This is a genomic window from Pseudaminobacter soli (ex Zhang et al. 2022) (assembly GCF_014595955.1).
GTDB lineage: Bacteria > Pseudomonadota > Alphaproteobacteria > Rhizobiales > Rhizobiaceae > Kumtagia > Kumtagia pseudosoli.
The window spans coordinates 241449-266960 of record NZ_JABVCF010000003.1; the positions used below are offsets into that span (position 1 = coordinate 241449).

Annotated in this window: 20 protein-coding genes and 1 pseudogene; 6 read left to right on the forward strand and 15 right to left on the reverse strand. The window is 64.9% G+C overall.

Annotated features, from left to right (window positions below; translation table 11 throughout):
• Positions 1–174: 174 nt before the first annotated feature.
• Positions 175–1206, forward strand: a complete 1032-nt coding sequence (gene deoC / locus HUI96_RS07080) for a deoxyribose-phosphate aldolase (protein ID WP_188253947.1) — start codon at positions 175–177, stop codon at positions 1204–1206.
• 11 nt (positions 1207–1217) lie between these two features.
• Positions 1218–3623, forward strand: a complete 2406-nt coding sequence (locus HUI96_RS07085) for an aldehyde dehydrogenase family protein (RefSeq protein ID WP_188253948.1) — start codon at positions 1218–1220, stop codon at positions 3621–3623.
• A 484-nt stretch (positions 3624–4107) separates the two neighbouring features.
• Here the strand turns inward: HUI96_RS07085 and HUI96_RS07090 are convergent.
• From HUI96_RS07090 to HUI96_RS07115, 6 genes and pseudogenes are all read right to left on the reverse strand, one after another.
• Positions 4108–4271, reverse strand: a pseudogene (locus tag HUI96_RS07090) (3-methyl-2-oxobutanoate hydroxymethyltransferase); the annotation flags it as partial.
• 9 nt (positions 4272–4280) lie between these two features.
• On the reverse strand, positions 4281–5513 hold the full coding sequence (locus tag HUI96_RS07095; RefSeq protein ID WP_188253949.1) for an NAD(P)/FAD-dependent oxidoreductase: 1233 nt from the start codon (positions 5511–5513) through the stop codon (positions 4281–4283).
• Positions 5514–5517: 4 nt separating this feature from the next.
• Complete coding sequence (locus tag HUI96_RS07100) at positions 5518–5832, reverse strand: MocE family 2Fe-2S type ferredoxin (RefSeq protein WP_188253950.1); 315 nt, start codon at positions 5830–5832, stop codon at positions 5518–5520.
• Between the two features lie 104 nt (positions 5833–5936).
• On the reverse strand, positions 5937–7046 hold the full coding sequence (locus tag HUI96_RS07105; RefSeq protein WP_188253951.1) for a fatty acid desaturase family protein: 1110 nt from the start codon (positions 7044–7046) through the stop codon (positions 5937–5939).
• A 100-nt stretch (positions 7047–7146) separates the two neighbouring features.
• Positions 7147–8328, reverse strand: a complete 1182-nt coding sequence (locus tag HUI96_RS07110; protein ID WP_188253952.1) for an aldose 1-epimerase family protein — start codon at positions 8326–8328, stop codon at positions 7147–7149.
• Positions 8329–8386: 58 nt separating this feature from the next.
• Positions 8387–9478 carry a Gfo/Idh/MocA family protein gene (locus HUI96_RS07115; RefSeq protein ID WP_188253953.1) on the reverse strand — a complete coding sequence of 364 codons (1092 nt, stop codon included), beginning with the start codon at positions 9476–9478 and terminating at the stop codon, positions 8387–8389.
• Positions 9479–9922: 444 nt separating this feature from the next.
• Between HUI96_RS07115 and HUI96_RS07120 the strand changes: the two genes are divergently transcribed.
• Complete coding sequence (locus HUI96_RS07120; RefSeq protein ID WP_188253954.1) at positions 9923–10945, forward strand: LacI family DNA-binding transcriptional regulator; 1023 nt, start codon at positions 9923–9925, stop codon at positions 10943–10945.
• Between the two features lie 55 nt (positions 10946–11000).
• Here HUI96_RS07120 and HUI96_RS07125 read toward each other — a convergent pair whose 3' ends face one another.
• The 8 genes from HUI96_RS07125 to HUI96_RS07160 all read right to left on the reverse strand — a co-directional run bounded on the left by HUI96_RS07125 (position 11001) and on the right by HUI96_RS07160 (position 20223).
• The gene (locus tag HUI96_RS07125) at positions 11001–11936 is read right to left on the reverse strand and encodes a DMT family transporter (RefSeq protein ID WP_188253955.1); all 936 of its coding nucleotides are present in this window, start codon (positions 11934–11936) and stop codon (positions 11001–11003) included.
• Entirely contained in the window at positions 11933–12520 is a 588-nt protein-coding gene (locus tag HUI96_RS07130) for a TetR family transcriptional regulator (protein WP_188253956.1), read from the reverse strand. Before HUI96_RS07130 ends, HUI96_RS07125 begins: the two co-directional genes overlap by 4 nt.
• Before the next feature lie 185 nt (positions 12521–12705).
• Positions 12706–14004, reverse strand: coding sequence for a nitrate/sulfonate/bicarbonate ABC transporter ATP-binding protein (locus HUI96_RS07135; RefSeq protein WP_188253957.1), 1299 nt, complete (start codon positions 14002–14004; stop codon positions 12706–12708).
• 8 nt (positions 14005–14012) lie between these two features.
• Positions 14013–15749, reverse strand: a complete 1737-nt coding sequence (locus tag HUI96_RS07140) for an ABC transporter permease subunit (RefSeq protein WP_188253958.1) — start codon at positions 15747–15749, stop codon at positions 14013–14015.
• 143 nt (positions 15750–15892) lie between these two features.
• On the reverse strand, positions 15893–17452 hold the full coding sequence (gene guaA, locus HUI96_RS07145; RefSeq protein WP_188253959.1) for a glutamine-hydrolyzing GMP synthase: 1560 nt from the start codon (positions 17450–17452) through the stop codon (positions 15893–15895).
• A 214-nt stretch (positions 17453–17666) separates the two neighbouring features.
• Positions 17667–18305, reverse strand: a complete 639-nt coding sequence (locus tag HUI96_RS07150; protein WP_188253960.1) for a 5'-methylthioadenosine/S-adenosylhomocysteine nucleosidase — start codon at positions 18303–18305, stop codon at positions 17667–17669.
• A gap of 69 nt (positions 18306–18374) precedes the next feature.
• Positions 18375–18833, reverse strand: coding sequence for a PaaI family thioesterase (locus tag HUI96_RS07155; protein ID WP_188253961.1), 459 nt, complete (start codon positions 18831–18833; stop codon positions 18375–18377).
• 97 nt (positions 18834–18930) lie between these two features.
• The gene (locus tag HUI96_RS07160) at positions 18931–20223 is read right to left on the reverse strand and encodes an RsmB/NOP family class I SAM-dependent RNA methyltransferase (protein WP_188253962.1); all 1293 of its coding nucleotides are present in this window, start codon (positions 20221–20223) and stop codon (positions 18931–18933) included.
• Positions 20224–20390: 167 nt separating this feature from the next.
• Here HUI96_RS07160 and HUI96_RS07165 point away from each other — a divergent pair, with 167 nt between their 5' ends.
• From HUI96_RS07165 to HUI96_RS07175, 3 genes are all read left to right on the forward strand, one after another.
• Positions 20391–20660 carry a helix-turn-helix domain-containing protein gene (locus HUI96_RS07165; RefSeq protein ID WP_188253963.1) on the forward strand — a complete coding sequence of 90 codons (270 nt, stop codon included), beginning with the start codon at positions 20391–20393 and terminating at the stop codon, positions 20658–20660.
• Positions 20661–20712: 52 nt separating this feature from the next.
• Positions 20713–22422: a SulP family inorganic anion transporter gene (locus HUI96_RS07170; RefSeq protein ID WP_188253964.1), complete on the forward strand. Its 1710-nt coding sequence runs from the start codon at positions 20713–20715 to the stop codon at positions 22420–22422.
• 164 nt (positions 22423–22586) lie between these two features.
• Positions 22587–23120, forward strand: a complete 534-nt coding sequence (locus HUI96_RS07175) for an AAA family ATPase (RefSeq protein WP_188253965.1) — start codon at positions 22587–22589, stop codon at positions 23118–23120.
• A gap of 150 nt (positions 23121–23270) precedes the next feature.
• Here HUI96_RS07175 and katG read toward each other — a convergent pair whose 3' ends face one another.
• Positions 23271–25487 (reverse strand): catalase/peroxidase HPI, encoded by a 2217-nt coding sequence (katG, locus tag HUI96_RS07180; RefSeq protein ID WP_188253966.1) that lies wholly within the window; start codon positions 25485–25487, stop codon positions 23271–23273.
• Positions 25488–25512: the final 25 nt, after the last annotated feature.

Consider the following 25512-nt stretch of genomic DNA (forward strand, 5'->3'; position numbering starts at 1 on the left):
CTCTGGCGGGGATCAGTTCCACACTGCCCAACTCGGTAGCCAGAGTTTGCGTGATCAGCCGCATCCCGAACCCGGCCAGAGCACGTGAATTGCGCTGGCCACCCTTCGCGCCTACCACCTGAACGTGCTAATCACCGTTCAGTGGACCGCAGACGACGTTCCGGAGGGCTTCCGATGGCAGAGCAAGTCGTGAAAATCCGTGCCGCGAGTACGGCCGAGCCCGTTGCTGAACCAGCGCCCGCTTCCGCTCATGGCGCCGAGCTGGCTCGGAACGCCGGCACGCCGCTCAAGCCCGAATGGTTCGACAACGCACGCGTCAACCTGAGCGCCGTCGACCGACGCGCCGCGACGCTGATGACGCGCCGCACGGTCAAGAAGGAATGGCAGGCGGCGTGGCTGCTGAAGGCGATCACGCTGATCGATCTCACCACGCTGGCCGGCGACGATACGGAAGAGCGCGTCGCGCGGCTCTGCGCCAAGGCGCGGCATCCGCTGCGCGACGATCTCGTCGAGGCGCTCGGCCTCGATTTCGAGCTGAAGGTCGGCGCGGTCTGCGTCTATCCGACCATGGTCCCGACGGCGGTGCGCTCGCTCAAGGGCAGCGGCATCCCGGTCGCATCGGTGGCGACCGGCTTCCCGACCGGCCTGATGCCGCTCCGGCTGCGGCTGGAGGAGATTCGCTATGCAGTCGAGGAAGGCGCCGACGAGATCGACATCGTGATCACCCGAGCGCATGTGCTGGAGCAGAACTGGCAGGCGCTCTACGACGAGATCGCGCAGATGCGCGAAGCCTGCGGCAAGGCGCACCTGAAGGCGATCCTCGCCACCGGCGACCTCAAGACCCTGCGCAATGTCTACAAGGCCTCGATGGTCGCGATGCAGGCGGGCGCAGATTTCATCAAGACCTCCACCGGCAAGGAGGATGTGAACGCCACCCTCCCCGTCGGCCTTGTCATGGTGCGCGCCATCCGCGACTATCGCGAGCTTGCCGGCTTCGACGTCGGCTTCAAGCCGGCCGGCGGCATCCGCACGGCAAAGGACGCGCTCGCCTGGCTGACGCTGATGAAGGAGGAACTCGGCAATGAATGGCTGCAGCCGGACCTGTTCCGGCTGGGTGCCAGCGGCGTGCTGGGCGACATCTCGCGCCAGCTCGAGCATTTCGTGACCGGGCGCTACTCGTCCGCCGACCGCCACGCCGTCGCTTGAGGGAAAGAACGATGCCGCAGGTCAAGGAAATCTTCCGCACGATGGATTACGGCCCCGCACCGGAAGCGAACCAGGACGTCATCGCATGGCTCGCCGCCAAAAAGGATGGCTTCGGGCACTTCATCGGCGGGGAGTTCGTGCCGTCCAAGGACGGAGCCGCGTTCGACGTGTTCAACCCTGCCACGGGCGCCAAGCTGGCGCAGGTCGCGCAGGGAGGCAAGGCAGAGATCGACGCGGCGGTCGAAAGCGCGCGGAAGGCTTTCGGCCCATGGTCGGCGCTGCCCGGCGACACGCGAGCACGCTATCTCTACGCGCTGGCAAGGCTGCTGCAGAAGCGCGAGCGCTTCTTCTCCGTGCTAGAGACCATGGACAACGGCAAGCCGATCCGCGAGAGCCGCGACATCGACATCCCGCTCGTCGTCCGACACTACTACCATCACGCCGGCTGGGCCGAACTGATCGAATCCGAGTTCCCCAACCACAAGCCCGTCGGCGTCTGCGGCCAGATCATCCCGTGGAACTTCCCGCTGCTGATGCTGGCATGGAAAGTGGCGCCGGCGCTTGCTGCCGGCAATACGGTCGTGCTGAAGCCTGCCGAGTTCACGCCGCTCACGGCGCTCGCCTTCGCTGAGCTTTGCCGCGAGGCGGGGCTGCCGGCGGGCGTGGTCAACATCGTCACCGGCGACGGGCGCACCGGCGCGCTGATCACCGAGCATCCCGGCATCGACAAGGTCGCCTTCACCGGCTCCACGGAGGTCGGCCGCATCATCCGCAAGGCGACTGCCGGATCGGGCAAGAAGCTGTCGCTCGAACTCGGCGGCAAGTCGCCCTTCATCGTCTTCGATGACGCCGATCTCGATAGCGCAGTCGAGGGCATAGTGGACGCCATCTGGTTCAACCAGGGGCAGGTCTGCTGCGCCGGCTCGCGGCTCTTGGTGCACGAGGCGGTTGCGGAGCGGATGCACGCCAAGCTGAAGGCGCGGCTGGAAACCCTGCGGGTCGGCGACCCGCTCGACAAGGCGACCGACATGGGCGCCATCGTCGACGCGGTCCAGTTGGACCGCATCCGCTCGCTCGTAGAGCAGGGCCGGACCGAAGGCGCCGCATGCTGGCAACCGTCGATCGCAGTGCCTGAAAAGGGGCTGTTCTTCCCGCCGACGCTGATGACGAACGTGGCGCCCGCCGCAACGATCGCGCAGGAGGAGATTTTCGGGCCGGTCCTGGTCTCCATGACCTTCCGAACACCCGACGAGGCGGTGCAACTAGCCAACAACTCGCGCTACGGGCTCGCCGCATCCATCTGGTCAGAGAGCATCAATGTCGCGCTCGATTGCGCCGCGCGGCTGAAGGCCGGCGTGGTCTGGGTGAATTCGACCAATCTCTTCGACGCCGCCGCCGGCTTCGGCGGCTATCGCGAGAGCGGGTTCGGTCGCGAAGGGGGCCGCGAGGGCCTCTACGAATACCTTGCACCTGCATGGGAGAAGAAGGCCGAGGAACCTGCTCCTGCCCGAAAGGTGGATTTCTCGGTGACACCCGCAGCCGAGACGCCGGCCGTGGTGTCGGGCGTGCCGCGCTTCGATCGCACGGCAAAACTCTACATCGGCGGCAAGCAGACCCGCCCCGACGGCGGCTATTCCTACACGCTTTACGCCGCGAACGGCGCGGCCGTGGGCCAGGCGGGGCTGGGCAACCGCAAGGACATCCGCAATGCCGTGGAGGCGGCCGGCAAGGCGACCTCCTGGTCGGGCGTCGCCGGCCACAACCGTGCGCAGGTGCTCTACTACGTGGCCGAGAACCTCGAGGCCCGCACCGACGAGTTCACCCACCGCATCGCCTCGCTGGTGGACGGGAACGAGGATGCAGCGCGCGAGGAAGTCGCGGCCTCGGTGCGCCGTCTCGCCTTCTATGCCGCCCACGCCGACAAGTATGACGGGCAGGTGCATTCGACCCGCTCGCGCCATGTCACGCTCGCCATGAACGAGCCGTGGGGCACTATGGCGATCTGCTGCCCGGACGAGGCGCCGCTTCTCGCCTTCGTCTCGCTGGTCGCCCCGGCGATCGCGATGGGCAATCGCGTGGTCGTCGTCCCCTCGCCCGCCCATGCGCTGGTCGCCACTGACTTCTACCAGGTGCTGGACACCAGCGACGTGCCCGGCGGCGTCGTCAACATCGTCACCGGCGATCGCGAGAGCCTGGCCAAGACGATCGCCGACCACGACGACATTTCTGCCTTCTGGTATTTCGGCACTGCCGAGGGATCGAAGGAGGTTGAGCAGCGCTCGACCGGCAATCTCAAGGCGACGTGGGTCAACTATGGCCGCGCGGTTCGCTGGGCGGACGCGCAGCAGGGTCAGGGCCGCGAGTTCCTGCGCCGCGCCACGCAGGTCAAGAACATCTGGGTGCCGTACGGAGAGTAAGAGGCATCATTCGGCATAGACCCAGGACACACGCGACTTAGAGCTAGAATGAAGGTTGGCAGAACCGCGACGAGGAATTTGCCGAAATTAGATCTAGTTCAATAGACATTGGGATTCCTAGTTTAGCAAAGAGCCCTGTCGCTGGACCAGATCCGTGACAGTGGTCATGCTCGGACCCAATCCCAGTCATGAACAACGCGCCCGATCTCGATCAAGAGATGCAGAAGCTGGAGCGGCGCCTGCCACATTCACTGGCGCCTCTCATAAGGCGATTGCGTGATCCTGCAGCACGCTGGGTTCGAGTTCCCGTTGGCATCCTGCTAATAGCCATCGGGATATTGGGATTTCTGCCAATAATCGGATTTTGGATGATCCCTCTTGGCTTAGCGTTGCTTTCGCTTGATATCCGGCGGCTACGAGCGCCAATTGCGCGATTGATGCACTATATCAACGGAAAGCTCGAGAATAGGCAGTGACGCGCCTTCGCGGCCGCAGAGCCCTGCGGGTTGAGCAGCAGTTCCGGCGGGATCGAGACGATGTCGATGCCGGCGCGCTCGGCTACCTCGGCCTCCTCCAGGTTCATGACGCGCAGCATTGTCAGTCCTTAAGGGCGCGCAGGTCTGCAACGGTCGGTCTCTTTCTGCTCATTGTGGCCCCTCACGCGGCGAGCAACGATTTCAGTTTGGTCTCGGCAGCCGCGAGTTTTTCCGGCGGCGGGGCGGCACGGCGGGCGATCAGCATCTCGGCGAGCCTGATGTCCCGCGCGACGGTATTGCCAGGGCCAATTCCGGATGCGGCGACCAGCCGCCCGTCGGCAGCGAGATGAAAAAGGATGAAAGCGCCCTCGCCCGCATCGCGGCGGACCGTATGCTTCCCCTCGTCGACCAGGCCCGCGACCTGCAGGGTGAGATCGTACTGATCCGACCAGAACCATGGCACCGCCGCATGCGCCTCGCCACGGCTCAGCATGTTGCGGGCCGCGAGTGAGCCCTGATCGTTCGCGTTGCGCCAAGCTTCGAGCCGCACCCGGCGGCCGCCATAGACCTCGAGCGGAAAGGAGCAGCAGTCGCCGGCCGCCAAAATCGAGGGGTCGGCGGTAGCAAGCCTCTCGTCGACCCGGATGCCGTTCACGACGGCAAGGCCGGCACGTTCGGCAAGCTCGGTATTTGGGATTGCGCCGATGCCGATGATGCAGAGGTCGGCCGCTATCTCCGCCCCGTCCTGGAGGCTCACCCGAACTCCCCTGCCCTCGTCTCCGAAACTCGCCAGAGAGACGCCGCAGCGGATGTCGACGCCGTTCTGCCGATGCGCCGCTGTCATGACCGCAGCGATCTCTTCCGGAACAGCACGGGCGAGCAGGCGAGGCAGCGCCTCAAGCACCGTTACCGCGCCACCGCGCTTCCGGGCAGCGGCGGCCAGTTCGAGACCGATGAAGCCGCCGCCGATGATGACGATCCGAGCCTCGGGGCGAAGGCGCTTGGCGATTGCCTCGGCGTCGTCGTGGGTGCGCAGATAGACGCAGTGCCCCGAACCCTCCGCGAGCGGCAATCCGCGCGGGCGCGCGCCGGTCGCAAGCAGCAGTTTTTCGTAAGGCAGGCGCGACCCGTCGCCGAGCTCAACCGACTTGGCCTTACGGTCGATCGCCACCACCTGCGTCTGAAGCAGCAGCCGGATGTCCGCTGCGGCGAAGCGCTCCGCCTCGGCAATCGCCTTCATGCCCTCCGGCTCGGGAGCGAGTGCGGCCTTGGACAGAGGCGGCCGCTCGTAAGGCAGGTGCCGCTCGGCCCCAATCAGCGTGATCGGCCCGGCAAAACCTTCCTCGCGCAACGCGAAGGCGGCGCGCGTACCGCACTCGCCAGCGCCGACAATCACCATGCCGCGCTCGTTCATCACCTCAGTCCAGCTGGATCAGGACTTTCCCGGCCTCGACCTTCACCGGATAGGTCTTGAGGTTGACGCAGACAGGCGCGCGCAGCGCCTGGCCGGTCTTGTAGTTGAAGCGGCCATTGTGCTTCGGGCACTCGATGACATCGTCCATGACGAGCCCATCGGCGAGATGCACCTTCTCATGCGTGCACAGCCCGTCGGTCGCGAAATACTCGTCGTCCGGCGAGCGATAGATGGCGAAGGTCCGTCCCGCGTGATCGAACCGGATCACGTCCTCTTCATCGATATCATCGGCTGCACAGGCTTCGATCCACTCGGCCATCTTCCACTCTCACTTCAAAATGACGGCGGGACCTGCCGTCGGGACTCATTTCCGGCTCACCCCCGGCGTGAGGGTGGTCGGCGCTGCAATTCAGCGTACGAGGCTTACTCCGCCGCGGTGGGGAGCACGAAATTGTGGAACTCCTCCCGATATGGACGCGCGGTCGGCGGCAGCTCCCGCTTCAGATAATGGTCCTCGTACTTCAGCTGCCGCTTAACCACCGGCCAGACCTCCTTGTAGGCGTGCCACATCGAGGGATTGGCCTCGGGCAGGTCGTGCTTGATCAACTCGTGCAGCTTCGGCAGCGCGTGGTACGGCACCATCGGGAACATGTGGTGCTCGACGTGATAGTTCATGTTCCAATAGATCCACCGGCTGATCGGATTCATGTAGACGGTGCGCGTGTTCAGCCGGTGGTCGGTGACGTTGTCGGCCAGGCCGATGTGCTGCAGCAGGCCGGTCAGCACCATGTGCCACATGCCGTAGAGGCGCGGCGTGCCGATCAACATCAGCGGCAGGAACGACCAGGTGTAGAGCGCCACGACCACGGTCGCGATGTACATCGCGACGTGCCAGCGGGCCGCGGCCACAGCCTTCGGCTGCTCACTTTCGGGGATATAGCTCTTCTCGTCATCGCTCAGCTTGCCGAAGGCCTGCCGGAACAGGCCCGGTAGCGCGTAACGGAAATCCATGATCCCGACGAAAGCGAACCCGGTTCTCAGGAGGTCGGGCGGACGCATCACCGCGATCTCGGCGTCGCGGCCGACGATGATCGTGTCGGTGTGGTGGCGGGCATGGCTCCAGCGCCAGGCGACCGGATTTCGCATCAGCATGAAGCTGGCGATCTGGTAGACGACGTTGTTCATCCAGTCGGTCCTGAACGCCGTGCCGTGCCCGCATTCATGCCAGCGCGAGTCGCTCGAGGAGCCATAGAGCACGCCGTAGACGAAGAAGAACGGCACGCACCACCAGGTCCCCCAGAAGTAGATGGCGCCGGCCGCGGAGCCGAGGATCAAAGCAATCCATAGAACGGTGTCGCGGATGGCCGGGCCGTCCGTCCGCTTCATCAGCTCCTTCATGGTCTTGCGCGGCACCTCGGTGTGGTACCACTCGGCCGAGGCCAGGCCCGTCTCGACTGCCCAGCGGGTGCTTTCCCCGACCAGGCTATAGTCGCGCTTCGGCCTCTTCGCCGTATCGAATGCGGCGATGGTCATGCCATCCTCCTCGATCGTCCGCCGGGCAGGATCCGGTCCCTGCAGGTCAGGGAGCTCTTGTCAGCTCCATCGATCATACACGCGCTTGGGACGGCGGAGATCATTTCCGATCCCTCAAGCGCGCGAAGTTTCCGGACAGGGCCGGATAGTCATCCTCGGGCTGCCTGGCGATGGCCGTGATCCGCCGTTCGGCCTCGGCAATCGCCTCGGCGCCGTCGAGGACGCGGAACGTCGCCCCATAGGCGCGGGACTCGTCGTGCTCCAGCCAGATCATCTCGCCGCGCTCGCGGGCGAACCTGTTGCCGAGCACATGGTGCGTCGAGGGCTCGATACCCATCGCATACATGCCGGGCTGAAAGTTCTGCCACTGGTACATGCAGGGCAGCTGGTCCTTGCGGGTGGTGATCTCGAAGCCGAGGCCGATCCGGTCGTTGGCGACCATCACAGGCACTCGGCCATCCGCACCACCGGCAAGTTCGTGCTCCCAGACCTGCTCCCGAAAATTCATCGTCGGTGCGGGAAGGCGGCGATAGCCCACACTCTGCGCCCGATAGGCATCGCCCGCATGGTTGGCCCAGACCGCGTCCTTCACCGGCGCGACAAAGCGCGAGCCCTCGTCGAGCAGCGGATGGCCGACATTGATGTGGTAGAAATACATGTGCGGCGTCTGGTAGAAGCCGTGGTTCACCACGCGGTCGGAGATGCGGATCTCGCTGCCGCCGACATCCGCCTCGATGCGGCGGATCAGATGCAGGTCCTCGCCGAACACCGTCGACTGCTGGACGACGCCTTCCGCCCACAGCACGCACTCGTCGCCGTTCCAGCTTTCGCCGTAGCCGGTGAGCCGGGCGGGGATGGTGCTGACGCGGCCATGCAGGGTGTGGATGACAGTCGACTTGCGGGGATAGTTGTATTCGGTCGCCGGCACTTCCTCGCTGCCGAGGATGTGGTCGAGGCCGCAGGTCAGCAGCAGGCCCGAGAAGGAGCGCGTCCAGGCAATGCCATCCTCGCCCTCGCCCTCGTGCAGGCCGGGGTGGCGGAAGCCGGTCGGCGAGTGCCAGCCGATGGCGCGGCCGTTGTGTTCGCAATCGGCGATGTCGAGGGCGCGGTCGACCAGCACCGTAAAGCGCAGGCCGCTTCCCGTCCGGAACTCCAGCATGCGGATGCCGCGCTCCACGCCGTCGCCGAGCGTCATCAGCCGCACGCCCGCGAACTGCGACAGCATGCCCGAGCGCTCGGACACCTGCCGCCGGGTCAGAGTCTGGCCGAAGAGCTTAACCATCAGTGCGCCTTTGCTTCCTTGACCAGCGTGAGACGTCCACACCCGGCGACATCGCGGATCAGTCGATCGAGATTTCGGTAAGCTTGACGGTCCGGCGCTCGGCGATCGACCTGTAGGCCGCCTCCACCAGCGCCATCGTCTTGACGTTGTCGGCGACGGGGAGCGCGGGCTCGGTTGCGGTCGCGACGGCATGCTGCAGTTGCTCCATCACGCCGATGAAGGCGTGCGGGAACCACATCGTGTCCCAGGTCGGGGTCACCCATTCGCCACTGGTCGTCTTGGTCGAGGCGTAGGTCAGGGTCGAGGCTGCGCCTGTCGGCCAGCCGATCGTACCCTTCGCCACGCCATGGGTGCCGTCGACGCGCCAACTGATGTGCTGATCGTCCTTGTAGCCGGGCTCGCGCGGACCGGACCACACGTCTTCCAGCGAGACGGCGAGCACGCCCGAGGGAAAACGCAGCGTCGAGACGGTGATGCCGTCAGTATGATCGAACGTGGTGCGCGGATCCTTGCGGGTAAGCGTCGTGATCTCCTCGGGATCGCCGAACAGGAAGCGCAATACATCCAGGTGGTGCACGGCCATGTTGGAAAGCGCGAGACGATCGTAGTCGGCGAGAAAAGTCTGCCAGTGCGGGATCGCATGCATGTCGATCTGGGCAAAGACGATCTCGCCGAGCGCGCCCGAGTCGATGATCTGCTTGAGCACGCGCATCGACTGGTCGTAGCGCATGTTCTGGTTGACCGAGAGGATCTTGCCCGAAGCCTTCGCCTCGTCGCGCAGCCTGCGCGCCTCATCCACCGACAGGGCCAGCGGTTTCTGGGCGAGGATCGCCTTCACGTGCGGCTGCTTCAGCGCGTGGCGGATCAGCGCCGGCTGCTGGTCCGGCGGGAAGGCGAGGTCGATGATCTCGACAGTCGCGTCCTCGATCAGCTTTTCGGGCGTGTTGTGGACAAGGGGAATGCCCCAGCGGTCGGCTACCTTCTGTGCATTCGCCTTGGTGCGCGAGGCGATTGCCGCGACCTGGAAGCCGGCCTCCTTGTAGGCAGCCAGATGGCACTCAGCCATGATCATGCCGGCGCCAATGCACCCTATTCTGTACTGCCTTGTCCGGATTTTTACGTCCGGCTCGAAGCCCTTGGCATCCGCCATGCATACTCCCTGGACTCTTCCCGCATCCCGTCCATCACAGCGCAACTCCTGTGGCGAGGCCGCTATCCGCTTCTCCAGCGCCGAAACAGGGCGTCGCGCCATGTGCCTCCTCACGGGGAACATTGACGAGAGGGGTTGATGCTGTCAACATCATTTCCAATCAAAAACAATCATCAACCAGGGCAATCGCAGGGTACCGACACAGGGAGAGCCAGCTTTGTCAGCCACATCCCGCATCGCAATCCGTCGCAAGCCCAGGGAGCATGATGTTTTTTGATGTGACACTATGGATAAGGCCGCCGAGTCGCGTTCCGTCAGGAGCTTTCCCGCCGATGCCGGTTCCCCCATCCATTCAACCTTCATGGTCGATCAGAATCGCCCGTCCCAAGCCGTTCCAAAAGTGCGGGCTGGGACCGCTCCGTAAAACGCTCGTCTAAGGCCCGCATGCGCTCGACACTCCTGGATATTGCCAACGAAGCCGGAGTCTCGTCGGCAACGGTCGACCGCGTGCTGAACGATCGCCCCGGCGTCCGCGACCGGACCCGAGAGATCGTGCTCGATACGGCCCGCAGGCTTGGCTATATCGGCCCGGGAACGAGTGGAGCGGCGAACGGAACCGGCAAGCCGATCCGGCTCGACTTCCTGCTCCCCGTCGGCACGAACACTTTCATCCGCATGCTGCACGAGCAGTTCGCAGCCCAGGGCTCGGCCCGTCCGGAGCTCGACGTGCACATCCATTCGATCGAGGGCTTCAACCCCGACACGCTGGCGACGATGATGCATGGGCTCGAAGGCAGGACGCATGGCATCGGCCTGATCGCGCTCGATCATCCGACGGTCCGTGAAGCGATCCGCGCCCTGTCGGCCCGGGACATCAAGGTCGTGACGCTCGCCACCGACGTGCTGCACGTGCCGCGCGCCGCCTATGTCGGCATAGACAACCGGCAGGCCGGACGGCTGGCAGGCTATCTGCTCGGCCGCCTGCTCGGCACCAGAGTGCCGCGGAAGGTCGCCATGTTCGCCGGCTCGCTCTCCTATCGCGGGCACCAGGAACGCGAGATGGGATTTCGTCACGTGCTCGCCGAGGAGTTTCCGAACATTTCGATCGTCGAGTTGCGCGAGATGCTGGACGACCGTGAGCGGGCCTATGCGGAAGCCGCCGCCCTGCTCGACGCGCATGAGGACCTCGCCGGCATCTACAACATAGGCGCCGGCAACCAGGGCGTTGCCAAGGCGCTGCGCGAACGGAACCGAGCGGGGTCCATGGTGCTGATCGGGCACGAGTTGACCGAAGGCACCAAGCGCCTGCTGCTCGACGGCACCATGGACGCCGTGATCGACCAGAACCCTCGGGTGGAGGCGCGGGAGGCGCTGAACATCCTGACGCATGCCGTGCGTGGCATTCCGTATGAGGCCCACCTGCCGCGGCTGCATCTGATCCTCAAGGAGAACATCCCGGAGGTTTAGTAGGAAACGGGCCGATCCTCGGCTCGAACTGAGGCCTGCTGGCAAGGCCCTCGTCTCAAGTAGTCCCGATTTCAGGTGCAGGCTTCTGCGATCTCGCGACGATGATGATGCCGATAAGGGACACGATCAAGCCGCACGCCATCGCCCATGACAGCGGTTCATCGAACATCAGCCAAGCCCAGATCATCACGACCGGCGGGCTGAGATACAGAACCGCCGTGACGCGCGCCGGAGACGACTTGCGGAGCGCCAGATAGTAGAGACTCCATGCGCCGAGCGTGGCGACGAAGACGAGCCATAGGATGCCGCCGATGAACCCCGGCTCCAGGATCGGAGCCAAGCCGCCCTCGTGCCAGGCGAACACGGAGAAGATCGCCGCCGCCGACAGGCACTGGATGCAAAGGCTTTGATGCACTGGCATGAAATTGGTCGGGCTGCGCTTCTGCAGCAGGGTTGCCATGGCCAGAGACAGCGTCCCGAGAACAGGTAGGCCATAAGCCCATAGCGGCACATCGCCCATCTTCAGCGACCAGCCGGACGCGATCAGGACACCTGCCAAGCCTATGAACGAGCCAATCCACTGACGCCCGGTAAGCGCTTGTCCGAGAACCGGCCAGGACAGGACCGCAACCATCAGGGGCAGCATGTCCGTAATGAGAGCGACAAGGCCCGTCGGCACCCCATAGGAGATCGCGAGCGCGAATGCGCCCAGATAGGCGGACATTGCCAGAGCGCCGAACAAGATCTGCGGGAGTACGTGTTTCCACTGCAGCCTGGGTCCGACAATCAGAGCAAAGGGCAACAGCACGAGCCCGGAAACCAGGCTGCGCCAGAGGAGTATCAGGAAGATCGGCGCGTGGTCGCTCGCAAAGCGGATGCCGATAAAGCCGGCGCTCCAGCAGACAACTAAGGCCGCTTCCAGCAAGACCAGAACAACGAGCCCAACAAGCCGGCTTGCCGAGCGGTTAGAAAGAGCTACAGCCAGGCTCATTCGGGCCGGCTTTCGAACTGGTCCAGCATGGAAACCGCGATCTTGCGCGCGGTTTTCAGCCGCGCATCGTGTCCATCGAGGCCAGCCCGAGACATGGCGCCTTCGAGAAGAAACGAGAGGTGTTCGGCAACCTCATCTATCGCGTGATTGGCGGGCTGCATTGCGTGGAGGTGTTCCTTGAACAGTTCCTCCACCTCGTCCTTTTGCGCCGCGACGGAGGCACGAGCGGGATCCCCGATGGGAAGCTCGGCCGCGGCATTGAGCAGGCCGCATCCGCGAAACCCCCACTCATAAGCACACGCCGCATGATCCACGTAAGAATCGAACACGGCAAGGATGCGCTCCCTCGGCGTCGACGCCGCTTTCAGCCGGACATCGAGAAGTTCGTGCCACTCGGTGCGGCGGCCTTCGATATAGGCGTTCACCAGATCGGCCTTCGATGCGAAGTTGTTGTAGAGGCTCATCTTCGCAACGCCTGCGTGAGCGGTGATCGCATCGATCCCGGTCGCCCCAACGCCATCGCGGTAGAACAGTTCGGCCGCGGCATTCAGTAGTCGCTGCCGCACTGGAACTTTGTCGATCACGGCGGCCCTCCCGAAATAGATAGGCCGATCTACCTAATGCGAGGCGCCGATGCCGGAAGTTGTGCGACCGCTTCTGCCGCAATAGCGGCATTGGAAGGCATCGAAAGGGCCTGCCCCGCCACAGCGGACAGCAGTCCTCATGCTAGCGCCGCCGCAAACGCCGCCCAGACAGGCTCTAACCTCGATCACGCGTCCTCCATCTCAAAACTGCGCGTGTCGTCGTCGTAGGCAAAGAGCTCCGCATAGCGTCCCCATCTGATCGCGGCGCGAAGCGTGCTCTCCGAATCGGCCTCGCTCAGATGATCCTCCAGTTCGAGCTCGAACCGCTCGCGCGGCGCCGTGTGATCCTCGCGCTCTTCGAGAACCTGGCGGATGTGGGCCACGAGCGGCACGAAGCGAAGGAGATGCTCGCTGAAGAGGCGCTTGCGGTCGTCGATATCGCTGTCGGCAAATGCCCGGCCTGCCGCCGTCAACCGGATCACTCCGTCCTCAAGTTCCGCGAATTCCAGCATGTGCAGCGCCGCTGCGATGGCGAATAGATCCTTCATGCCCACGCCGAGCGGCGCCGCGAGATCGGCCAGTTCGGCGCGGCCGTCATGATCGGAGTGCATGATCTCGATGAAGCCGATCAGACGGCTGGTCGAAACGTCCGGCAAGGGCCTGGCGAATCCGGTGAGAAGCTCGCTCTGAGTGCGGATGAACTGCGCCATCCTCGCCGTCAGCATGGCGTAGATCTGATCGACCAGGACCTGAAACGCAGGGTCGAGCCGGTTGCGCGGCTGCGGCAAGGGAACGGGTATCTCAGCTGCAATGTGCCCGGGATTGGTGCCGAGAACCAGGATCCGGTCGCACATCAGCACCGCTTCCTCGATGTTGTGCGTTACCAAAAGCACTGCCCGCGTGGGAAGCTCGTGACACATCCACAGGTCCAGGAAATCCGTTCGCAGCGTTTCGGCGGTGAGTACGTCGAGAGCGGAAAACGGCTCGTCCATCAGCAGCAATGTCGGGTCGCCGACGATCGCCCGGGCAAAGCCGACCCGCTGCCGCATGCCGCCCGACAACTCACGCGGATAGGCGGACTCGAAGCCGTCGAGCCCGATCAGGTCGATGGCCGCGAGAGAGCGCCGTCGCTCCTCCTCGCCAGGAAGAGAAAGTGCGTCGAGGCCGAGTTCGACGTTCTCCAGCACGGTGAGCCAGGGGTAGAGCGCAAAGGTCTGGAAGATGACGGCGATGCCTTCCGCCGGTCCGGACAGAGGGTTGCCCCGATAGCGGACCTCGCCGGCGGTCGGCCGGATCAGGCCTGCCGCAAGACGCAGCAGCGTCGACTTGCCTGATCCGGAACGGCCGAGCAGGCCGAGGATCTCGCCTTCCCGCAGAGACAGGCTAACGTCTTTCAGAACCGTCAAGGGCTCTCCGGATGGGCTGGCGAAGAGCATGCCTACCTTGTCGAATTCAACGATCGGGGTGACGGCGTCCTTCGGCATGTCGCCTCTCAACCGAGCCGCGAACGGCGTTCCGCCATGACATAGAGGGGCCGCCACAGCAGCTTGTTCGTGGCCGTGACAAGGATCGACATGACGATCACGCCGAGAGCGATGCGGGGATAGTCGCCCGCTTCGGTCATCTGAGCAATGTATGCGCCAAGGCCGGACGCGCTGAGCTTGATCGGCCCCCAACTGACCGCCTCCGAGACGATGCTCGCATTCCAGGCGCCGCCCGCCGCGGTGATCGCGCCGGTCACGTAATAGGGGAAGATCCCGGGCAGCATCACGTCACGCCACCAGCGCCAGCGCCGGATGCGGAAGCTGGCGGCGGCCTCGCGCAGGTCGCTCGGAAAGGCGCTCGCACCGGCGATGACGTTGAAAAGTATGTACCACTGCGCACCGAGGATCATCAGCGGACTGAGCCAGATTCCCGGGGTCAGGTGGAACTCGATGATCGAATAGACTGCGATGGGGAAGAAGAGGTTTGCGGGGAATGCTGCAAGGAACTGGGCAATAGGCTGCACGCGCTCCGTGAGTACCGGATGCAGCCCGATACCTACGCCGACCGGCACCCAGATAGCCGAGGCTATGGCAATGAGGATTGCGACCCTGAGCAGCGTGAGGAAGCCGTTCGCCGCGGCTATCCTCACGTCATGAAGCGATAGCGCCGAGCCGACAATGCCGATGATCCGGTAGACCATATAGCTGCCGAAGTAGAGCAGAAGGGCATACCAAACGACGTTGATCAGAGGGCCTGTGAACGAGACGCGTTTCCCGCCCTTGCGGCTCCAAGCGACTGAGAATCGCATTCGGACACCCTTGCGCATGACCGCCGCGATCGGCGCAACGGCACGGTTGAGCAAAGGCGAGCGACGGAAGAGATCGAGGACCCAGCTCCGCGGCACCACCTGAGCCGCGGTCTGCTCGAAGCGGAACTTGTCGGCCCAGGCGACCATCGGCCGAAACAGCAGCTGATCGTAAAGCAGGATCGCGACCGCCATGGCCAGGATCGCCCAGCCCACCGCGGCGAGGTCCCGCTCCTCGATGGCGCGGGCGACGTAGGAGCCGACGCCGGGCAGCGCGATTTTTAGATCCCCGACGGATATCGCCTCTGCGGCAACGACGAAGAACCAGCCTCCCGACATCGACATCATCATGTTCCAGACGAGGCCGGGCATCGCGAACGGCACTTCGAGCCGCCAGAATCGCTGCCACGCTGTCTCGCGGAAGCTGCGGCTGACCTCGTCGAGATCGGCCGGAACGGTCTTCAGCGACTGGTAGAAGCTGAAGGCCATGTTCCATGCCTGGCTGGTGAAGATGGCAAAGATGGCGGCAAGTTCCGGACCGAGGATGTTGCCCGGAAACAGCGAGACGAAGAAGAGGACCGTAAACGACAGATAGCCGAGGATCGGCACCGACTGGAGCACGTCCAGCACGGGGATAAGCACCTTCTCGGCCCGCCTGCTCTTGGCGGCAAGGGTCGCATAGGTGAAGGTGAAGACGAGCGAGGCTACGAGCGCCGCCAGCATGCGCATGACGGTGCCGAGCGTGTAGAGCGGCAGCGCTGCCGGCGAAAGCGAGATCGGAACCTGCTGCGCCGGGACGAAAGGACCCACCATCTCCCGGGCGCCGAGACCGAGCAGGAGCACGATGCCGAGCAGCAGCAGCATCGCCACTGCGTCGCGCCATCCGGGGATCCGCTGTTGCCAGACGCCCCCGCTCAGCACCTCGGCATGGTGCTCCACGACCTTTCTCCCGAGCAGTCGGAAACCACCCTCCAGCGGAGGGTCGGCTCCTGGCCATTGACGGTGGTCTAGAGAGCTGTCGGCTGGCTTGAGGAGTTGCAGCCGCTTTGCGGCCCTACCCCTCTCAAACGGGGAGTGTCAAATCACTCCCACTCGATTGTGCCGGGAGGCTTTGAGGTCACGTCGTAGACGACGCGGTTGATGCCGCGGACCTCGTTGATGAGGCGGGTCGCGGTGGCGCCTAGGAAGCCCATGTCGTAGTGGAAGAAATCGGCGGTCATGCCGTCGACCGAGGTGACGGCGCGCAGCGCGCAGACGAACTCGTAGGTGCGGCTGTCGCCCATGACCCCGACGGTCTGGACGGGCAGCAGCACGGCAAAGGCCTGCCAGATGGCGTCGTAGAGCCCCGCCTTGCGGATCTCGTCGAGATAGATCGCGTCGGCCTCGCGAAGAATGTCGAGTTTTTCGCGCGTGATGCCGCCCGGGCAGCGGATGGCGAGACCGGGACCCGGGAAGGGATGGCGGCCGATGAAATGCTCGGGCAGGCCAAGCTCGCGGCCGAGTTCGCGCACCTCGTCTTTGAAGAGCTCGCGCAGCGGCTCGACCAGCTTCATGTTCATGCGCTCGGGCAGGCCGCCGACATTGTGGTGCGACTTGATGGTGACCGATGGCCCGCCGGTGAACGAGACGCTCTCGATCACGTCCGGATAGAGCGTGCCCTGGGCCAGGAAATCGGCACCGCCGAGTTTCTTCGCCTCTTCCTCGAACACCTCGATGAAGAGCCGGCCGATGGTCTTGCGCTTCTTCTCCGGGTCGACCTCGCCTTCCAGAGCGGAGATGAAGCGATCCGAAGCGTCCACCAGGATCAGCGGCAGGTTATAGTGTTCGCGGAACATGGCGACGACGTTCTTGGCCTCGTCCTTCCGCATCAAACCGTGGTCGACCAGGATGCAGGTGAGTTGATCGCCAACCGCCTCGTGGATGAGTAGCGCCGCGACCGATGAATCGACACCGCCGGAAAGCGCGCAGATCACCTTGTCGGTGCCGACCTGCCGGCGGATCTCGGCGACCGCCTGCTCGCGATAGGCCGCCATCGTCCAATCGCCTTTCAGGCCGGCGATCTTGTGGACGAAGTTCGCAAGCAGCCGACCGCCATCCGGCGTATGCACCACCTCGGGGTGGAATTGCACGGCATAGAACCGGCGGGCCTCATCGGCGATTGCAGCGAAGGGCGCGCCGGTCGACGTGCCAATGACTCGGAAGCCGGACGGGATCGCCGTCACGCGATCGCCGTGGCTCATCCACACCTGGTGGCGAGTGCCCTTGGCCCAGAGCCCCTCGAACAACGGGGAATCATCCTGGATGTCGAGAAAGGCGCGGCCGAATTCGCGATGGTGGCCGCCCTCCACGCTGCCCCCTAGCTGCGCGCACATGGTCTGCTCGCCGTAGCAGATCCCAAGGACCGGAACGCCGGCCTCGAAGATGGCCTGCGGCGCGCGCGGGCTGCCGATCTCGGTGGTGGAGGCTGGGCCGCCAGAGAGGATGACCGCCTTCGGCTGGAGCCGGCGGAAGGCCTCCTCGGCGGACTGGAACGGCACGATCTCGGAGTAGACGCCGGCCTCGCGCACTCGCCGCGCAATCAGTTGCGTGACCTGGCTGCCGAAGTCGATGATCAGGACATTTTCGGAAGGGGTGTTCGTCATGGCGGGCGTTTAGAGAAAGTTGGGGTCGGGCGCAATGGGAAACGTGCCCCCTCACCCCGCCTCCGCAACGCTCGGCGGACCTCTCCCCGAGGGGAGAGGAGGTCGCCGATCTCGGCGCTGCCCTCTTCTCCCCCACGGGGAGAAGGTGGCCGCGAAGCGGCCGGATGAGGGGGCTGTTCCGATATGATGTTGCCCCTTCAGTAGGGCCTCATCATCACCCCGACCTAGGTTGCAGTTCCCCACTCGCCAAGGCAGCAGCCATCTTGTCGACCGCATGCGCCAACTTCTCGTCGATCACGTGCAGGTATTCCGTCCAGTCGCCGACATGGCGCAGTTCGGCCTTGCCGTCGGAGATACCGCGCAGCGCCACCAGCGGAACCGACAGATGCTGGCAGGCTCGCAGCGCGGCGAAGGTCTCCATGTCCACCATGTCCTCGGGGATCGCATCGTAGGCGGCTCCGGAGATGATGTTGGCGCCGGTCGACAGGCTCGCCTCCCGAATGCCTGGGATGCGCAGCGGCAGCGGCAGCGTGGCCGGCAAATCGAGGAGGGGTGTAACGCCTTTGGGAAATCCGAGCGGCGAAGCATCCATGTCGCGATAGCTGACAGAGGAGGCTTGGTAGACTTCGGTCTGCTCGAGGCTGCGGCTACCGGCCGATCCGAGCGAGACGACGAGGTCCGGCTTGCGGCCGGCCGCCTCCAGGAGCGCAAGTTCGGCTCCGAGTCTCACTCCAGCTTCGACGGGGCCGACGCCCGTCATCAGGGGCCTGAACATGCGCCTGAGATGAGGGCCGTATTCCGGCTCCGCCGCCATCACGAACAGCACCTGATGTCCGGCGAGATCAGTCAGCATGCCTGCCTGCTCCGTTGCGCCAGTGAACTGGTCCGTATACCCGGGGAAAACGGCAATCCGTCAACCGGCTCAGCCCTCGATCCCCTCCCGCCCGGTGACCGCCATCATGGTGCCTGTCATCGTCGCGATCAGCCGGGCCTCTCCATTCGCCCCAAAAGCGTAGGCCTGCCCGTCCGCCACCACGATCGTCTTGCCCGGCTTGGTCACCGAGCCGCGGAAGAGGAAGCGTTCGCCCTTGCCCGGTGCGAGAAGGTTTACCTTAAACTCGATGGAGAGCACGCTTGCATTCTCCGGCATGAGCGAGAAGGCAGCATAGCCGCAGGCAGAATCCAGCGCCGCCGAGATGATGCCGGCATGCAGGAAACCGTGCTGCTGGGTGAGCGCGGGCGAAAAACCCATCTCGATCTCGACGATACCCGGCGTGACGCGCGTGAGTTCGGCACCGATGGTCTTCATCGCTTCCTGGCGCGCGAAGGAGGCGCGAACGCGCTCCTCGAAATCGGTGTTCGGAATGGCGACTGCCGGCATGTGATCCTCCCAGCGGAGGTTATGGCAAAACCTGAGAAGATCAGCAATCATTTTTGCTGCACTGCAACAAAAGATGATGCAATGCGCAATCGGATGATTACCCTGCTGCGCGCTGCAGCGACGCGAAATAGAAGCCGTCCGTGCCGGTGCGCAGAGGCGTCAGCACGATGCCCCGGTCCAGCTGAATCCGCGCGACATCAGATTGCCCCGGATGGGCTGCCTCGAACAGCACGCCATGATCGACGGGCGAGAACTCCTGGTTGTTCTCAAGGAAGTTCGAGATCTGGTCCTGGTTCTCTTCGCGGAATACTGAGCAGGTGATGTAAACCAGCCGGCCACCCGGCTTCACAAAAGCCTTCGCGGCTTCGAGGATGTGGGCCTGCTCCGCCTTTCGCGCGTCGAGCTGCTTCTGCGTCAGACGCCATTTCGCGTCGGGCCGGCGCCGCCAGGTGCCGCTTCCCGTGCAGGGCGCGTCGACCAGTACGAGGTCCATCCTTTCCCGAAGATCGCTTAACTGCTCCAGTCTCGAAAGAACCTGGATGTCACGGACGCCAGCACGGCGGATGCGGTCGAAGATGGGGGCGAGCCGAGGCTTTTCCGCATCATAGGCGAAGATCTGCCCCCTGTTTCCCATGTCTGCCGCAAGGGCCAGGGTCTTGCCGCCAGCGCCGGCGCAAAAATCCAGCACCTGCATGCCCGGCCGGGCACCGGCCAGATCGGCGGCAAGCTGCGAACCTTCGTCCTGGACCTCGAACCAGCCCTTCCGGAAAGCCGGCTCGGCCTGCACGTTGGGATGGCGACCGTTGCCGCGAATCGGCGGGATGCGAATGCCCTCAGGCGCCAGTGCCGTCGGCTGCGCGCCGGTCTCGCGGATTTCGGATAGAACGCGATCCCGATTCGAGAGCAGACCATTCACCCGCAGGTCGAGCGGCGGGCGTCCTGCTAGGGCGCGACCCTCCTCGGCCCAGTCTCCGTCGAAACTTGCTTCGAACAGCGGCACGCACCAGTCCGGCACGTCGGCGCGTATTTCTGAAGGAGCTTCCTCCAGCCGCCTCGAAGTCGCAGCCGTCACTTCCTCATCGCTCAGCGGCGGCGGAGCGAAGCGGTCGCCCTCGAGTTCGGCGTTAATAGCCTCCGGCGTCTCGCCCCACTCCAGGAGCAGCGCACCGAAGGCGAGTGCCCTTGGGCTGTCGCTGCCAAGCAGCCAGCCGGCCGAGCGTCTGCGCCGCAGCGCGTCATAGACGATGTTGCCGATCGCCGCCCGGTCGCCGGCGCCCGCGAAGCGATGCGAAAGGCCCCAGTCCTTCAACGCATCGGCTGCAGGGCGATGCCTTCGCTCGATGTCTTCGAGCACCTCGATGGCTGCCGCCAGCCTGCCGCCCAGTCGCATGTCGGTAATCCCGTGTTCGGTTGACCCGTCGGCGTTCTGCTACAGGCGCGCCGCTCCCGCGGCAAGACCCGGCTGCACTAACGCTCCAAACCGCGACATTGATATGTGAGACTTGAATTCTACGGCTGATCGACCCTATATTCCGGGCTGAAGTGGAGACGCTTTCCATGATGACGTCGGGACAATTGAAGGCTGCACGCGCGCTGCTGGGCATCGACCAGTCGCAACTGGCCGAAATGGCCGGCGTGTCGCTCGCCACCATTCAGCGCATGGAGGCCAGCGAGGGCACCGTGCGCGGCGTTGTGGATACGCTGACGAAGGTCGTCGACGCCCTGTCCGCCGCCGGGGTCGAGCTCATCGGCGAGCGCCAGAAGAGCGACGACGGCGGCCGCGGCGTGCGGCTCAAGTACCCCGCCTCACAAACATCAACCCGATAGACGAACCGCCGACGCACGCGCCGACGATCCGCCTCTCCTACAGGATCGCATCATGACCGCTCAGACCGCCGACCACGGAGGCCAGACCACCCCCAGTTTCGCCGACCTATACACACCGAAGCTGGTGACCGTTCTGAGAGAGGGCTACGGCTTCGAGCAGATGCGGCGCGACCTGATCGCCGGGCTGACGGTCGCCATTGTGGCGCTGCCGCTGTCCATGGCCATCGCCATCGCCTCTGGCGTGTCGCCCGATCGCGGGCTCTACACCGCCATCGTCGGCGGCTTCATCGTCTCCCTGCTCGGCGGCAGCCGCTTCCAGATCGGAGGCCCGGCCGGCGCCTTCATCGTGCTGGTGCTGGCGACGGTGCATGCCTACGGCGTCGATGGCCTGATCCTCGCCACCATGCTCTCCGGCATCATGCTGGTGGCAGTCGGCTATCTGCGGCTCGGCACCTTCATCAAGTTCATCCCATACCCCGTCACCGTCGGCTTCACGGCGGGCATCGCGGTGATCATCTTCGCCAGCCAGTTCAGCGAACTCTTCGGCCTGTCGCTGCCGGACGGCGAGCCGGGCGAGTTCCTGCCTAAGCTGGTCGCGCTTCATGGCGCACTGCCGACGCTGAACCCAGCCACGATCGGCATTTCGCTGCTCACCATCGCGGTCATCATCGGCCTGAAGCGAACAAGGCCGCACTGGCCGGGCATGCTGATCGCGGTGCTGGTGGCATCCGTGGTCGCGGCCGTGTTTGCCCTGCCCGTGGCGACGATCGGGACCAAGTTCGGAGGAATACCGCGCACCCTGCCGGCCCCTGCCCTGCCGGATTTGTCGCTCGAACGGATCATGGAGGTGATGCCGGCGGCCATTTCCTTCACCCTTCTCGGCGCGATCGAGTCGCTGCTATCGGCCGTCGTAGCGGACGGCATGACGGGGCGGCGCCATCGTTCCAACTGCGAACTGGTCGCGCAGGGCTTCGCCAATATCGGCTCGGCGCTGTTCGGTGGCATCTGCGTCACCGGCACCATAGCGCGCACGGCAACCAACGTCCGCTCCGGCGCGCACGGCCCGGTCGCCGGGATGGCGCACTCGGTCTTCCTGTTCCTGTTCATGCTGCTCGCCGCGCCGCTGGCAAGCTACATCCCGCTCGCTGCGCTCGCCGGCGTGCTGGCGGTGGTCGCCTTCAACATGGTCGAGCGCACCGCTTTTGCCGCCCTGCTGCGCTCCTCCTGGGGCGATGCGGCGGTGCTCCTCGTCACCTTCCTGCTGGTGGTCTTCCGCGATCTCACGGAAGGCATCGTCGTGGGCTTCTCGCTCGGCGCGCTGCTCTTCATCCACCGAATGTCCGAGGCGGTGGAACTGGAAGCCCATCAGCCGCTCGCACCGGAAGACCAGCGCGACGAAGGACGCCCCTATGATTCCGGCTCGGCCAGCGATCCGGACGTCGTCGTCTATCGCCTCTCCGGGGCCTTCTTCTTCGGCGCCGCCTCGACGGTGGGCGCGACGCTCGACCGCATCGCCGACCAGCGCAAGAGTTTTGTCCTGGACTTTTCCGCAGTGCCTCTTCTCGATTCCACTGCTGCCAACGTCATCGAGCGTATCGCCCGCAAGGCCGAGCACGCCGGCATCCGCTTCTTCGTCACCGGGGCATCGCCAAATGTGCGGCGCATGCTTTTGACCCATGGCGTGCGCCCGCCGCACGTGGTGTACGCGGCGACGATTGCTGACGCCACGTACGTGTTGAGGCAGCCAGAGCCGGTTGCGTAACCCATAAGCGAGAATCACCACGAGGCTGTTGTGGCAGTCCTGCCAAGGCAATAAGGTCGTTGCCGCTCGTCGAGTCTTCTCCGGGCACAATCTTCCCCGCAAAATTCGGGACTGCTGACCGCCATTTCCGCGGTCGCGCAGCCGATTCGACAAAGGACTGCTCCTTGCACACGCATTTCGTGACAATTTCCGGCTGTTCCGGTGGCGGAAAGTCGACCCTGCTCGCGGAGTTGCGCGCCCGCGGCCACTCCGTGGTCGAGGAGCCAGGCCGCCGCATCGTGCAGCAAGAACTGGCAACGGCCGGAAGCGCCCTGCCCTGGGTCGACGCGACGGCCTTTGCGCGACTCGCGGTCAGGACCGCGCTTGCCGACCGGCGGGCGGCGGAGGCGCATCGAGGATGGGTGTTCTTCGACCGCGGACTGATCGACGCCGCTGCCGCCCTTGAGCATCTCACTGGAGAACCCGTGCTGCAGGAGTTGGGCACGCTCCACCGCTACCATCGGCGCGCATTCCTGGCGCCGCCATGGCCGGAAATCTACGTCGCCGATGCGGAGCGGCGGCACGGCTTCGAGGCCGGCGTGGAGGAGTACCAGCGTCTGGAGAAGGCTTTTCGTGCGCTGGACTATGATGCCGTGTTGCTGCCGAAGGCCCGCGCCTCCGAGCGCGCCGATTTTGTGCTGGCCAGCTTGCAGAGCTGACGCCAACATCTCCCGACTTAAAGGGCCAGCCAGTTTACCCTTGCCGGCCAGCCGAGCCTCCTGGGTCAAGTGGCGAATCAGAAAGGCCGGGGACAACGCCCCGGCCTTTCCCGTTCAGATGCGAAGCCTGCCCTCAGGCAGCAGAACTGCCTAAGCGGCCTTGCGCAGGGTCTGAGCGAGGTCGAACCGATCGGCGTTCATGACCTTGACCCACGCCGCGGCGAAGTCCTTGACGAACTTCTGCTGCGAGTCAGCGCAGGCGTAGACCTCCGCGAAGGCGCGGAGCTGCGAGTGCGCACCGAAGATCAGGTCGATGCGGGTGCCTGTCCAGTTCGCCTCGCCGCTCTTGCGGTCGCGGCCCTCATAGAGGGTCTCCGAGCCGGGGAACGCCTGCCATACGGTGTCCATGCTGAGCAGGTTGACGAAGAAGTCGTTCGTCAGGACGCCGGGGCGGCTGGTGAGGACGCCGTGCTTCGATCCGCCGGCATTGGCGCCAAGCACGCGCAGCCCGCCGACGAGCACCGTCATCTCCGGCCCGGTCAGCCGCAGCAGTTGCGCCCGATCGACCAGCGCCTCCTCCGGCTGCATGAACTGCTGCTTGCCGGGGTTGGTGTAGTTGCGGAAGCCGTCGGCCCGCGGTTCGAGCGGGGCGAAGGAGACGACGTCCGTCTCGTCCTGCGAGGCATCCGCACGTCCAGGCGTGAAGGGCACCGTCACATCCGTGCCGGCATCCTTCGCCGCCTTCTCGACCGCGGCGCTGCCGCCGAGCACGATCAGGTCGGCCAGCGAGACTTGTCTGCCGCCGGCCTGCGAGGCGTTGAACTCCTGCTGGATCGCTTCGAGCTTCTGCAGGACCTTCGCAAGCTGGGCCGGCTGGTTGACGTCCCAATCCTTCTGCGGGCTGAGACGGATACGTGCGCCGTTTGCCCCGCCGCGCTTGTCGGAACCGCGGAAGGTCGAGGCCGACGCCCAGGCGGTCGACACCAGATCGGACACCGAGAGGCCAGATGCCAGGATCTTCGCCTTCAGCGCGGCGACATCCTTGTCGTCGATCAGCCGATGATCGACAGCGGGGATCGGATCCTGCCAGATCAGCGTCTCCTTCGGCACGAGCGGGCCGAGGTAGCGCGCCACCGGGCCCATGTCGCGGTGCGTCAGCTTGAACCAGGCGCGGGCGAAAGCGTCCGCGAACTGGTCCGGGTTCTCGAGGAAGCGCCGCGAGATCTTCTCGTAGATCGGGTCGAAGCGCAGTGACAGGTCGGTGGTCAGCATGGTCGGCGCATGCTTCTTCGACTTGTCGTGAGCGTCCGGTACGCTGGCTTCCGCGTTCTTGGCGCGCCACTGCTTCGCGCCGGCCGGGCTCTTCTCCAATTCCCATTCGTACCCGAACAGGTTTTCGAAGAAGTAGTTGCTCCACTTGGTCGGCGTCTGCGACCAGGTGACTTCCGGGCCGCCGCCAATGGTGTCGGCGCCGAAGCCTGTGCCGAACTTGCTCTTCCAGCCGAGGCCCTGATCCTCAAGCGCTCCGGCTTCCGGCTCCGGTCCGACCAGCGACGGGTCGCCGGCGCCGTGGGTCTTGCCGAAGGTGTGGCCGCCGGCGATCAGCGCGACGGTCTCCTCGTCGTCCATGGCCATGCGGAAGAACGTCTCGCGGATGTCCTTGGCCGCAGCGACCGGATCCGGGTTGCCGTTCGGGCCCTCCGGGTTGACGTAGATCAGACCCATCTGCACAGCGCCGAGCGGCTCGGCCAGCTGGCGCTCGCCACTATAGCGCTCGTCGCCGAGCCAGGTGCCCTCGGGACCCCAGTAGAGTTCCTCCGGCTCCCACACGTCCTTGCGGCCGCCGGCGAAACCGAAGGTCTTGAAGCCCATCGACTCCAGCGCGACGTTGCCGGCCAGGATCATCAGGTCGGCCCAGGAGATCCTGCGGCCGTACTTCTGCTTGATGGGCCATAGCAGCCGGCGCGCCTTGTCGAGGTTCACGTTGTCCGGCCAGCTGTTCAGCGGCGCAAAGCGCTGCTGACCGGCCCCGGCGCCGCCACGGCCGTCGGTGATGCGATAGGTGCCGGCGCTGTGCCAGGCCATACGGATCATCAGGCCGCCGTAATGGCCGAAGTCGGCCGGCCACCAGTCCTGCGAGTCCGTCATCAAAGCATGCAAGTCCTTGATCACGGCGTCTAGGTCGAGCTTCTTGAACTCCTCGGCGTAGTCGAAATCTTCGCCCATCGGGTCGGACAGGTCGGAGTTGCGATGCAGAACCGAAACGTCCAGCTGGGTCGGCCACCAGTCGCGGTTGCCTCGCCCACGTCCGCCGCCGCCGTGCGCGACCGGGCACTTGCCCGTGCTTTCCTTGTTTTCTGTATCCATGTCTGTCTCCGATCGTGCTCTTGAG